This is a genomic window from Zoogloea sp. (assembly GCF_028689785.1).
In the GTDB taxonomy this organism is placed as follows: Bacteria; Pseudomonadota; Gammaproteobacteria; order Burkholderiales; family Rhodocyclaceae; genus Zoogloea.
Window position 1 is genome coordinate 95,576 of sequence record NZ_JAQVCN010000005.1, and the last position, 12,239, is coordinate 107,814.

The window sequence follows — 12,239 nt, forward strand, 5'->3', positions numbered from 1 at the left end:
TCATGGACATCTCGACCACCAGCGGCCGCATCCGGGCCTGGCTGGACATGCACCTGGTGGATCACGGCGCCGTTCGCGCCGTGTACAGCAACTTCTACGACCTGGGCGGCGGCATGTACCGCAGCAGCCAGCCCAGCCCGGCCCAGCTGCGCAAGTATCGGGACAGCCTCGGTCTGCGCAGTGTGATCAACCTGCGCGGCGCCCACGGCTACGGCTCCTACGCCCTGGAGAAGGAAGCCTGCGCGCAGCTCGGCATTGCCCTCCACGACGTCAAGCTGTACTCCCGCACGCCGCCGGAGGTCGAAGAGGTGCACGCCATGGACACACTCTTCAAGACCATCGAATACCCCGCGCTGCTGCACTGCAAATCGGGCGCCGATCGGGCTGGCCTGGGGGCCGCCCTGTACCGCATCCTGCACCTGGGCCACCCGGTCGAGGCTGCCATGGCCGAGCTGGGCTGGAAGTACGGCCACTTCAAGCAGGCCAAGACCGGGGTGCTGGACTTCTTCTTCGCCACCTACGTGGCGCGCAACCGCCAATCGCCCATCGGTTTTCTCGAATGGGTGGACACCGAATACAACCGTCTCGAGATGCATGACCGCTTCCGGGCCGAAGGCTGGGCCAGCCTGATCGTCGACAAGGTCCTGCACCGGGAATGAAGAGCTCCTTTCAGCTTTACCGCCGCCTGCTCGGCTCCCTCCGCCCCTACGGCAAGGTGGTGGCCCTGTCGGTGCTGGCGATGATCGCCGCGGCGTCTCTGGAGCCGGTGCTGCCGGCCCTGCTCAAGCCCCTGGTGGACGAGAGCCTGATCAAGAAGAACCACGTCGCCCAGTGGCAGGTGCCCCTGTTCCTGATGCTGGCCTTTCTGGCCAAGGGGGTGGCCGAATACGCCGCCAACGTCTCCAGCCAGTGGATTGCCAACAAGGCCATCACCGACCTGCGCCAGCAGGTCTTCCGCCACCAGATGCACCTGCCCATCCCGGTGCACCAGGCCGAGACCGGCGGGCGCATGCTGTCGCGCATCCTCTACGACATCCCCCAGGTGGGCGCGGCGCTGTCGAATGCCTGGATCATCGTGGTGCGGGACACCCTGATCATCATCGGTCTCACCGGCTACCTCATCTACACCGCCTGGGAGCTCACGCTGGTCATCGTCGCCATCGCCCCCGTCGTGGCCTGGCTGATCCGGGTGGCCAGCCGCAAGCTGCGCGGCTCCAACCAGGAGATGCAGGAAACCACCGGCCGCCTCACCGGCATGGTCGAGGAGACCCTCGGCGGGGTGCGCGAGATCAAGCTCTTCGGCACCCACGACCACGAAGACCGGCGCTTTGCCGAGGTAGCCGAGCGCCTGCGCAGCCAGACCATGCGCACCGTGCGGGTGTCGGCCATCAACGTACCCCTGGTGCAGGTGCTGGCCGCCGCCGCCGTGGCCACGGTGATCTGGACGGCCACCTCGCTGTCGGCCCAGGACAAGCTCAGCCCCGGCGAGTTCGTGTCCTTCGTCACCGCCATGTCCATGCTTTTCGAGCCCATCCGCCGCCTCACCAACATCAACGCGGTGATCCAGCGCGGCCTGGCCGGCGCCCAGAGCATCTTCGCGCTGCTCGACACGCCGGCCGAGGTGGATGGCGCCACCGGCCAGTTCCCCCGGGCCCGGGGCGAGCTGCGCTTCGACGACCTCAGCTTCGCTTACCCCGGGCAGACCGAAGCGGCGCTCAGCCACTTCAATCTCGACGTTCACCCCGGCCAGACCGTGGCCCTGGTGGGCGCGTCGGGCAGCGGCAAGACCACCCTGGTCAATCTCATCGCGCGCTTTTACGAACCCTCCGCTGGCCGCATCCTGCTCGACGGCACGCGCCTCGACGCGTTGCCCCTGGCCCACCTGCGTCAGCAGCTGGGCTGGGTGGGGCAGCAGGTGGTGCTGTTTGATGACAGTATCGCCGCCAACATCGCCTACGGTCGGCCCGACGTGCCCGAAGCCGACATCATCGCTGCCGCCCGCGCCGCTCACGCCATGGAGTTCATCGACAAGCTCCCCGACGGCCTGGCCACCCGGGTGGGGGCCAACGGCAGCCAGCTCTCCGGCGGCCAGCGCCAGCGTATCGCCATCGCCCGGGCCTTCCTGCGCGACGCCCCCATCCTGCTGCTGGACGAAGCCACCTCGGCTCTCGACAACGAATCCGAGCGGGCCGTCAAGGACGCTTTGGTCGATCTGCGCCGCAACCGCACGGTGATCGTCATCGCCCACCGCCTGTCCACCATCCGCGACGCCGACCGCATCATCGTCATGGAGCGCGGCCGCATCGTCGAGGCCGGCACCCACGACGAGCTCGTGGCCCGCGGCGAAGCCTATGCCCGCCTGCTGGCCAGTGGCGAGCAGGTGGCCAGGGATGAGGCCTGAGGTCATCCCATGAGCGACCGCGTTGCCGTCTATTTCGTCGCCTCGCCGCTGCAGTACCTGGCCGCCCGGCGCATCGCCGAGGCCCACGAGCAGGGCGCCCGCCAGGTGCTGGTGTGGTACAAGCCCGGCGTCACCCCCATCGTCCGCGAGGCCGACTGGGATGCAGCGGCGTATATGCCCTGGCCGCGCTGGGAGCCCCTGCCCGGGCCCTTCGGGCGCCTGCGCCGGCAGCGCGCCAACATCCGCCTGGTGGCCGGCCTGGTGGGCCGCTGCAGCAGCCTGCACATCCACAGCGCGGTGTTCGACACCGAGGCCATCAACTACTTCCTGAGGGCTTTGCCCAGGGCCGCCGGGGCTACGCAGATGCGCGCCCGCATCCTGCCCGACGGCCTCATCAGCATCCGCCGCTATCCGCTCAGCGCCGCCAAGCGCCTGGCCCAGTACGCCCGCAAGCTGCGCCGGCTGATTGCCCCCGAACTGGACTACTGGTGCTTCTCGGGAGACCGCATCGGCTCCGACGCACCCTTCTGCGACCGCGTTTACGTGCTGCCCGGCCTGCCCCACGAATACTCCGCCGCCAAAGCCGTGGTGCTGCCACCCCTGGTCACCCCCCGGGGCGATGCAATGGCGGCCGGAGGCCCCCGGCGGGCGCTGGTCATCGGCCAGCCCCTGGTGGGCGCCGGCCTGATGAAGCCCGCCGATCGCGACGCCGTGAGCGACGAGATCCACGCCTGGCTGGCTGCCGAGGGCATGGCGCAGGTGTTCTACAAGGGGCACCCGAAAGACCCGGAGCGCGAGCTCAATCACCCCGACTACACGGTGGTGACCCTCGACGAGCCCCTCGAGGTGCACCTCGCCAACACGCCCTACGACGCCGTGGTCGGGGTGCGCTCCAGCGCCCTGCTGTTCGCCCGCCAGACCAGCCCGGCCAGCACCCGGGTGGTGGCCTTCGGCTGGGACCGGGTGCGCTTCAAGTCGGCTGACGAGAAGCGCCAGATGAGCGACGCCTTCCGCACCACCGGGGTCCGCCTCCACGATGAGAAGTAAATTTATGCATCAACTGATTCACGCTGCTCGCTGTATGACGTGGCTACTGCCGCTTTTCCTTCTTGGGTTAATGCTCTCCGCTGCCTTGGCTAAAAGTGTTGCAGTAGTTCTTGTTTTGGTTGGATTGGTGATGGCCCTTGCGCCGGGTCGTCAACTGGATCGCCTGGACCGCCGCTTTATGCTGGGCTGTGCTGTGATCCCTGTCGCCTATATGCTCAATATGGCTCTGCTGGGCTGGAACGCCAGGGTCCTTGACCGTCCGGCCCACCTCCTGGCGGCAATGCTGGTGTATCTGTTGTTCAGGCGCCTGGGCATCTCCTATCGGTCGGTGTTGTTTGGGCTTGCCATGGCGGGCCTGGCGGCGGGGGCCGTGGCGGTCATCGCGGTGGGGGATGGTGGTGGTCAGGGGTTGTTGGCCCTCAATTCCGGGCGGCCAATGGGCCCTTTCTCCAGTCCGGGGCCGTTTGGTAACTACACTGCTGTTGTAGCTGTAGCAGGACTGGCGGGTGCTCTCGCCGTTTGTGTGCGTCCTCTGCCTGGAGCCCTCGCCTTGGCTCTAGTCGCTATCTTGGGAGGACTGATGGCGGCGCTACTATCAGAGACCCGCTCTGCGTGGGCGGCCCTGCTTCCCATGGCTGCGGTGGTCTTGTGCATGCCGGGCCGCCGCCGCATCCCTCGGCGCTGGGTTATTGCCGGCGTTATCTTGGCCGTGTTGGCAGCCTTGCTGGTCAGCGAGCTGGTGAGCGCTCGTCTGGCCGAAGGGATCGCCGAGGTTCGCGCCTATATGGTCAATCCGGGGTCGCCGAGTGCCCGTGAGACCTCCCTCGGCCTGCGTCTGCTGAGTTGGCAGTGGGGCTGGGAGCAGTTCCTGGCCAACCCGGTGTTCGGCATCGGCTTGGGTAATTTCCGTAGCGCCGTGGCCACCGCCGTGGCAGCGGGCACCCTGCCGCCGATCCTGACCACCTTCGGCGGGTTGCACAACCTGTTTATCGACCATCTCACCACCACCGGCTTGGTGGGCACCGTGGCCATGCTGGCCTTCTGGGTGGGGGCGCTGAGGCACTTCATCGTGGCGCGGCGAAGTCGGGATCCGGAAAAGTGCCTGTTTGCCACCTGGGGGTTGATGCTGTTGATGGGTGAGTTGGTGTTCTCAAATGTGGGCTCGCTGTTCGCCTCGTCCCTGGGGACTCTATGCTTTTGCGTGCTGTTGGCAGTGTTTGCTGCCGGCGCCCACCCCGCTACCCCTATGCGGTATTGAAGATTTCAGGACCAAAGGCGTCGGGCGGCGAGCAGGCTGCTGAGTTTGAGGGCGTCGAGACGCAGCTTGAGGCCGCCCCGGGCTCGCACCTGTAGGATCTTCCGAGCCGGGGCTGTGTGCCCCTCGCGGATCAGGTTCTTGACCAAGCGGCGGGCCTGCATGGAGCGCAGCAAAGGTGGAGGAACATGGTCTAGCCAAGCGAGTAGGTCGGCTTCGGGCAGGGCCCGGTGGAAATTGAAGAGCCCGTGAAAGCCAAAGGTGGCCTGGTGAGGCGTGGCGAGCTCGAACGAAAATCGTTGGGCTAGCTCCTCCGGGGCGAAGCGGATGCCATGCCGGCGCTCCAGCAGTTCCCGGTAGAGCTCACAGATGCAGTAGTCCTCGGGCTGCAGTTCGCGGATGTTCTGGTCCTGCAGGGCCTCCAGAAGGCGCCGGGAGCGTAGGGAAAAGCCGCCGTTACCCACAGGTGGAGTGCGATGAGGCCACGTGGCGCCGAGATAGTCGTAGTCCAGGAAGGCGGGATCCCAGGCTAGGGGATCGAGGATGAAACTGTCCCACTGCATCACCAGCACATGACTGCCGCCCACATGTCCCCCCAGCTTCTTGATAATGAAGGCTGAATAGTCGGCCATGCTGCATAGTCGCGCTACAGGATGGATGATGATGCGTGGATCGGGGCTGACGTAGCCCTCGACGGTAAGCAGAATTGCTTCCCGGAAGTGGGCCTGAGCAAGGCAACGCTGCATCGCGAACACCGCCAGATCGGGATGTCGGGTATCGAGGCAGGCCAAGCTGACGTCGGGGAGCTTGAGCATCCAGGGGTAGCGTTTGCTGCGCGGCACGAAAAGCCCATAAGGTTAACTCAAAGCGGGGGCCAGAAGAACGTCCCGGAGAAGATCGGCCGCATGATTTTTGGGATTACGGCACAATGCGCGCGATGTGTCCCCATTGACGGCTATGTCGAGTCAAGTCTTCCCCCTATCCGAATCGTCAGATCCGAAGCCACGTCCTTATCTGGTGTTCATGCGTACCGGGACGGCCGGCCTGTATCCCCGCTGGCTGGCGCAGGAGCCTGACCGTAACTGGGACCTCTTCCTCAGCGCCTACGTGCCCACTGAACCCGAGCCGGCGGCCATCGCCACCGAGATGGGAGGCTACAATAAGCTTGAGCATTTTCGTGACTGCGTTGTCTCCGGCAGGCTAGACCTGAGCAATTACCGCTTCGTCATGCTGGCTGATGACGACCTTGATGTGACCTGTGGCAGCATCTCTGCCTTCTTCGAGAGCATCGACCGCTTGGGGCTGGCCGTGTCACATCCGGCCCAAGATTGGAGTGGTTACTGGTCTCACCGCATCATGCTAAGGAACCCTCTGGCTGAATGGAGGGAAACAAACTTCGTCGAGATCATGTGTCCCTGTTTCGACACCGATTTCTTGACCCGCCGACTGGGGGATATTCCGGTGACCCTCAGTACCTGGGGCAGCGATTATGGCTACAGCCACTTGGCACGGAGCGATGGGGGCACGATAGGCATCATTGACACAGCGGTGATCCGCCATGTGAAACCCATACGGAGGAATGGGGCCTTCTACTTGAAGCTAGAAATTGATGGTGTCACTCCTATTCAAGAATTGAACACGGTACTTGAGATGTTGCCACCTCAAGATCGTTTACATAAGGTAATTCGCATCCATGTAAGCCCGGGTGTTTTAAGTAGCCTGCGACATTTATTCGCTTGGTTCGTTGAACGAGAAAAGCGGGGCATCATGAAGCTCTTCGGGCATCGTCAGGACAGGGAGGACTGATTCTATGCAGATATTTGTGATTAATTTGGAACGCTCAATCGAGCGACGAGAGAAAATGCATCGGCATCTAGCTTCTTTGGGACTTGCTGCGGAGTTTATTCCCGCCATCGAGGGCTCCCGCCTGGCTAAAGGCAGTATTCCGCCCGGCACCGAGCCCGGCTTGTCTCCAGGGGAGGTTGGCTGTTACCTCAGTCACGTTAGATCTTGGCAGGAAATTGTTGATCGGCGGTTAAGTCATGCCATCGTGCTGGAGGATGACGTGAGCTGTAGCCCATCCATGATTCGAGTTGCGGATGAAGTGGCTAGTCTTGGTTTACCTATTGATGCAGTTCGCCTGTCGGCATTAAGGCCTATTCGCGGGATACTGCTGACAACTTTGTCTGGTGGTGAAAACCTGATTCTGCCGACTAAAAATCCGAGCGGAGCCCAAGGCTATATGGTTACTTTCGGCGGGGCTAAACGTTTATTGGCTACGCTCTCAGTGCCTCGTTGTCCGGTCGATACTGCCCTTGATGCCTACTGGATGTATGGTCTGCGGATTCCTCTGATTACTCCTAGTGTCGTTGAGGAGGAGGGGCACCTTGTTAGCACCATTGCTGGTCGTTTTGACTTTCAGCACAGCAACCCCCTTGTGCAGCACATCGCCCGGGTGGCCCAGTCCCAGCGGCGCAAGCTCACCGTTTTCCTTATGGCGCGCCAGCTCCGGCGGCGGATGGGCAGTCCTGCCGGGGGGAATGGGGCAGAATAGCCCCCCCTGCTGCCGACCTTTGAATCGCCCCCGGCCTCAATGACCACACCCGACCTTCCCCGCACCGTCGTCGTCCATCACCGCAGCGGCATCGGCGACCTGATCTGGCACATCCCCTACCTGCGCGCCATTGCTGCCGTCAGTGCGGGCGGCAAGGTCAGCGTGATCGCCCGTCCCTCGTGCCGGGCCGCCGAGGTGCTGGCGGCGGAGCCGTGCATCGACGAAGTCATCGAGTTCGATCGCAAGCCGCGCAAGAGCGAGCGCCGCCTCGGCCGCCATGATGGCTTAGGTGCTCAGCTGGCCTTCGTGGCCGAACTGCGGGCCCGGCGCTTCGGGCGCATCTTCATCTTCTCCGGGCGTGCGCGCTATGCTGCCCTGGCCCTGCTGGCGGGCATTCCCCGGCGGGCCGGTTTCGGTTTCACGGTGGCCGAGCGCCTGCTCCTCAACCAGCCGCCCTACATCCGCCCCTACCGCGGGCCGGGCAACTGGGTGTACCCCGAAGCCACGGACTTCTGCGTTGCCCATGGCCTGGTGAGCGGCCCGGTGGTGCCACGGATGGCGGTGGCTACGGCCGCCCTGAGCGCCGCAGAGCGCGATCTCGCCACCCTGCCCGAGCCGCGCTATGCCTTCTCCATCGGCACCTCCGAAGCCCGCAAGAACTGGGGTGCGGAGCGCTTCGGCGCCCTCGCCGCGGCCCTGGCGGGGCGCGGCGGCAGCGTGCTGCTGCTGGGGGGGCCGGCAGAGCAGGGGGCCGCCGAATCCATCCTTGCCGCGGTTCCGGCCGCGCTGCGCAGCCGTGTGATGGTCTCCGCCCAAGCCTCGGTGCAGCGCTCTGCGGCCCTGCTGCGCCATTGCCAGTATTGTGTCGGCAACGACACCGGCGTGCTCAACATGGCGGTCGCCAACGGCGTACCGGCCCTGGGCCTGTTCGGTGCCACCCCGCCCCTGGCCCATGACCCGCTGCTCCAGGCCCTGGCCGGGCAGGGCATGGACGCCATCACGGTGGACGCCGTCGTGGCCCGCCTGGCCGAGCTGGGAGCCCCTTGATGCGCGTCCTGATCGTCCGAACCTCCGCCATCGGCGACGTGGTGTTCGCCTCGGCCCTGCCCGGGGCCATCCGTCGGCGCCATCCCGATGCCCACATCGCCTGGCTGGTGGAGCCGGGCATCCATGAACTGCTGCTGGCCGACCCGGACATCGACGAGGTCATCACCTGGTCCAAGGCCGAGTGGGTGCGCCTGTGGAAGTCGGGCCAGCGCCTCGCCCTGTGGCGCCAGGTGCGCGCGCTTCGGCGCGAGCTGCATGCCCGCCGCTTCGACCTGGCCATCGATCTGCAGGGCCTCCTCAAGAGCGGCTTCCTCACCTGGCTGTCGGGGGCGTCCCGGCGGGTCGGCCTGGGCTCCAAGGAGGGCAGCCAGTGGCTGATGAGCGAAGTCATTCCGCGGGGGGGCGAGGCCGCCCGCATCGGCTCCGAATACCAGTACCTGGCCCGGCAGATGGGCTTTGATGCCGGCGACTTCCTGCCCACCCTCACGGTGGCGCCGGCCACCGACGCCAAAGCGCGGGCCCTGCTCGCGGAGCGGGGGCTTGCCCCTGGTGCTTACGCGGTGTTTGCTCCCTTCACCACGCGGCCCCAGAAGCACTGGTTCGAAGACGCCTGGCAGGCCCTGGCGCCCCGGCTCATCGAGGCCACCGGCCTGACCCCGGTGATCCTCGGCGGCCCGGCCGATGGGGACGCCGCCGCCCGCATCGCCGCGGCCGACCCGCGCATCGTCAACCTGGCCGGCCAGACCCGCCTGCCCGAGGCCGCCGCGCTGATCGCCCACTCGGCCCTGCTCATCGGTGTGGACACCGGCCTGACCCACATGGGCACCGCCCTGGCCCGCCCCACGGTGGCCCTCTTCGGCTCCACCTGTCCCTACACCGACACCGGCCGGCCCACCGGCAGCGTGATCTGGCTGGGCATGGAATGCTCCCCGTGCCGGCGCCGCCCCACCTGCGGCGGCAAGTTCACCTGCCTGCGCGACATCACCCCGGCCATGGTGCTGGAACGCGCCCGGGCCATGCTCGCCGCCGGAGGCGCCGCCCCATGAAGATCCTCCACGTGGAAGCCGGCAAGCACCTCTACGGCGGTGCCCGCCAGGTCCAGTACATCACCGAAGGCCTGGCCGCCCGGGGCATCGACAGCCTGCTCGCCTGCCCCCTCGACAGCGAGATGAGCCGCCAGCCGCCGGCCGGGGTGCGGGTGCTGCCCATCCGCATGGGGGGCGATGCCGACATCGGCCTGGCTTTCCGCCTGGCCCGTCTGATCCGCGCCGAAAAGCCCGACCTGGTGCATCTGCACAGCCGCCGCGGCGCCGACACCTGGGGCGCCCTCGGCGCGCGCCTGGCGGGGGTGCCCTGCGTGCTGTCCCGGCGCGTGGACAACCCCGAGTCGCGTCTCGCCGTGGCCCTCAAGTACCGCCTCTACGACCACGTGATCACCATCTCCGAGGGCATCCGCCAGGTGCTCCTGGACGAGGGGCTGGCCCCCGGGCGGGTGAGCTGCGTACGCAGCGCCGTCGATCCGGCGCCCTTCCTGGCGCCGGTGGGGCCCTCCGCTTTCCGGGCCGAGTTCCGCCTGCCCCAGGACGCCCTGGTGGCCGGCGTGGTGGCCCAGATGATCCCGCGCAAGGGGCATCGCTACCTGTTTGCCGCCCTGCCCGGGCTGGTGGACAAATACCCCGAGCTGCAGGTGCTGGTATTCGGCCAGGGCCCGCTGCTGGCCGAACTGCGTGCCGACGTGGCCGCCCGCGGGCTGGAGGGTGTGGTGCATTTCGCCGGTTTCCGCCACGACCTGGCAAGCTGGATCGGCGGTCTCGACATGCTGGTGCACCCGGCCGAGATGGAAGGCCTGGGCGTGTCCCTGCTGCAGGCGGCGGCGGCCGGCGTGCCGGTCATCACCAGCCGCGCCGGTGGCCTGCCCGAGGCGGTGCTCGATGGCGTCACCGGCCTGCTGTGTCCTCCCGCCGACGTGGACGCCCTGGCGGCGGCCATCGACCGCCTCGCTGGCGATCCGGGCCTGCGCCGCCAGTACGGCGAGGCCGGCCGGGCGCGCATCCTGGCCGAGTTCTCCATCGACCGAATGGTCGAGGGCAATCTGGCCATCTATCACCAGGTGCTGGGCCGGTGAAGATCCTGACCGTCCTGCGCAGCATGAAGAGCGGCGGCGCCGAGCGCCACGCCCTGCAGCTCATGCGCGGCCTGCGGGCGCGGGGCCACGACTGCCTCTATGCCGGCCCCATGGCCGGCTGGCTCGGCCAGCAGCTGCGCGCCGACGGCTTCGACGGCATCGACCTGCCCCTGCTGGGGCTCTACGACCTGCCCTCGCTGCTGCGCCTGGCCCTGTATGCCCGGCGCCAGCGGGTGGACCTGCTCCACGGCCACCTCACCCGCAGCGCCTGGTATGTGGGCCTGGCCGCCGGGCTGACCGGCCTGCCCAACGTGGCCACGGCCCACTCCGACAACGCCGGCAAGCACTTCGGCCGGGCCGACCGCATCATCGCCGTGTCCGGCGCGGTGGCCGACTTCCTGCAGCGCCAGGGCTATGACTCGGCGCGCATCCGCATGGTCCACCACGGCATCGCCGACCTGGCGGCGCGGCTGCCCGCCGATGCGCGTGCCACGCTCCGGCACGAGCTGGGCCTGGCCGACGACGAGCCCTGCCTGCTGATGGCCGCCCGCATCGTCCCGGCCAAGGGCCACGACACCGCCCTGCGTGCCCTGGCCCGCCTGCGCGGGCAGCCCTGGACCCTGCTGCTGGCCGGCGACCACCACGGCGACCTGGGCCCGCAGATGCAGTCCCTGGCGCGGGAACTCGGGATTGCCGAACGGGTCCGTTTTCTGGGGCTGCGCGAGGACGTGCCGGCCCTGATGGCCGCCTCCGACCTGCTGCTCGCCCCGTCCCGGCGGGAGGCCCTGTCCCTGACCCTGCTCGAGGCCTCGGCCTGCGCCCTGCCCATCGTCGCCACCCGCGTCGGCGGCATCGGCGAGGTGGTGGAGGAGGGCGCCAGCGGGGCCCTGGTGGTACCGGACGACCCGGCCGCCCTGGCCGACGCCATCGCCCCGCTGCTGCGCGACCCCGCCCGCCGCAGCGCCTTTGGCGCCCGGGCCCGCCAGCGCTTTGAAGCCGGCTTCACGGAGGACGCCATGTTCGACAAGACGATTGCCGTGTATCGCGAGGCCTGCGCCCGATGAGCCAGGTGCAGATCCTCATGTACCACCGGGTCGGGCACTTTCCCGGCCGGGTCAAGGCCCATGGCGCCCTGTACTGCCACCTGCCGCGCTTCCGTGCCCAGATGAAGATGTTCCGGGTACTCGGCTATTCGGTCGTCAGCCTGGACGATGCCGCCGCCGGCCTGCGCGGCGAGATCGCCCTGCCGCCGCGGCCTCTGGTGCTGACCTTCGACGACGCCTACGTGGACTTCCTCGACAACGCCGCGCCGGTGCTCAAGGCCCACGGCTACCCGGCCACCGTGTACGCGGTGAGTGGCCTGATCGGCACCACCTCCAGCTGGGACGCGGGCGTCGGCCCCGAACCGGCCCCGCTGATGAACGCCGCCCAGCTGCGCGAGGTGCAGGACCTGGGCTTCACCATCGGCTCCCACTCGAAGAGCCACCTGCGCCTGGCCCAGCAGGACGAGGCCTGCATCCGCGCCGAAGCCCGGGACAGCAAGCTCGCCCTGGAGGATCTGCTGGGGCGGCGGGTCGATCACTTCTGCTACCCCTACGGCAGCCACGACCTGCGCGCCGTGCATGCCGCTGCCGAGGCCGGCTACCTCACCGGCACCACCTGCGTGCGTGCCGCCGCCACCCCCGCCGACGACCCCCTGACCCTGCCCCGCAAGGCCGTGTCCCGGGGCGACGACGTGTTCGGCGTGGCCTGGAAGCTGCTCACCAAGAACGCTCCCAAGGTCACCCCGATCCGCCGCTGAAACCGGTTT

General features: G+C 67.4%; 12 protein-coding genes. 11 read left to right on the forward strand and 1 reads right to left on the reverse strand.

The window, feature by feature from the left end; all coding sequences use genetic code 11:
• Positions 1 to 2 precede the first annotated feature (2 nt).
• The 4 genes from PHI64_RS04400 to PHI64_RS04415 all read left to right on the forward strand — a co-directional run bounded on the left by PHI64_RS04400 (position 3) and on the right by PHI64_RS04415 (position 4,706).
• Positions 3 to 659, forward strand: coding sequence for a sulfur transferase domain-containing protein (locus PHI64_RS04400; RefSeq protein ID WP_299879171.1), 657 nt, complete (start codon positions 3 to 5; stop codon positions 657 to 659).
• Entirely contained in the window at positions 656 to 2,401 is a 1,746-nt protein-coding gene (gene msbA / locus PHI64_RS04405) for a lipid A export permease/ATP-binding protein MsbA (RefSeq protein ID WP_299879174.1), read from the forward strand. Before PHI64_RS04400 ends, msbA begins: the two co-directional genes overlap by 4 nt.
• Positions 2,402 to 2,410: 9 nt before the next feature.
• Entirely contained in the window at positions 2,411 to 3,448 is a 1,038-nt protein-coding gene (locus tag PHI64_RS04410) for a polysialyltransferase family glycosyltransferase (protein WP_299879177.1), read from the forward strand.
• 130 nt (positions 3,449 to 3,578) lie between these two features.
• Entirely contained in the window at positions 3,579 to 4,706 is a 1,128-nt protein-coding gene (locus tag PHI64_RS04415) for an O-antigen ligase (protein ID WP_299879180.1), read from the forward strand.
• A gap of 5 nt (positions 4,707 to 4,711) precedes the next feature.
• Here the strand turns inward: PHI64_RS04415 and PHI64_RS04420 are convergent, their stop codons facing one another.
• Positions 4,712 to 5,545, reverse strand: a complete 834-nt coding sequence (locus PHI64_RS04420; protein WP_299879183.1) for a DUF5672 family protein — start codon at positions 5,543 to 5,545, stop codon at positions 4,712 to 4,714.
• Positions 5,546 to 5,720: 175 nt separating this feature from the next.
• Here PHI64_RS04420 and PHI64_RS04425 point away from each other — a divergent pair, with 175 nt between their 5' ends.
• Genes PHI64_RS04425 through PHI64_RS04455 form a run of 7 tightly spaced genes read left to right on the forward strand, consistent with a single transcriptional unit; the run spans position 5,721 to position 12,230 of the window.
• Positions 5,721 to 6,509, forward strand: coding sequence for a hypothetical protein (locus PHI64_RS04425; protein ID WP_299879186.1), 789 nt, complete (start codon positions 5,721 to 5,723; stop codon positions 6,507 to 6,509).
• Positions 6,510 to 6,513: 4 nt separating this feature from the next.
• A complete protein-coding gene (locus PHI64_RS04430; protein ID WP_299879190.1) occupies positions 6,514 to 7,257 on the forward strand; it encodes a glycosyltransferase family 25 protein in 744 nt (247 codons plus the stop codon).
• Between the two features lie 39 nt (positions 7,258 to 7,296).
• Positions 7,297 to 8,304: a glycosyltransferase family 9 protein gene (locus tag PHI64_RS04435; protein WP_299879193.1), complete on the forward strand. Its 1,008-nt coding sequence runs from the start codon at positions 7,297 to 7,299 to the stop codon at positions 8,302 to 8,304.
• Positions 8,304 to 9,350 (forward strand): glycosyltransferase family 9 protein, encoded by a 1,047-nt coding sequence (locus PHI64_RS04440; protein ID WP_299879196.1) that lies wholly within the window; start codon positions 8,304 to 8,306, stop codon positions 9,348 to 9,350. Before PHI64_RS04435 ends, PHI64_RS04440 begins: the two co-directional genes overlap by 1 nt.
• Positions 9,347 to 10,429 (forward strand): glycosyltransferase, encoded by a 1,083-nt coding sequence (locus PHI64_RS04445; RefSeq protein WP_299879199.1) that lies wholly within the window; start codon positions 9,347 to 9,349, stop codon positions 10,427 to 10,429. Before PHI64_RS04440 ends, PHI64_RS04445 begins: the two co-directional genes overlap by 4 nt.
• On the forward strand, positions 10,426 to 11,493 hold the full coding sequence (locus PHI64_RS04450) for a glycosyltransferase (protein WP_299879202.1): 1,068 nt from the start codon (positions 10,426 to 10,428) through the stop codon (positions 11,491 to 11,493). Before PHI64_RS04445 ends, PHI64_RS04450 begins: the two co-directional genes overlap by 4 nt.
• On the forward strand, positions 11,490 to 12,230 hold the full coding sequence (locus PHI64_RS04455) for a polysaccharide deacetylase family protein (protein ID WP_299879205.1): 741 nt from the start codon (positions 11,490 to 11,492) through the stop codon (positions 12,228 to 12,230). Before PHI64_RS04450 ends, PHI64_RS04455 begins: the two co-directional genes overlap by 4 nt.
• Positions 12,231 to 12,239: the final 9 nt, after the last annotated feature.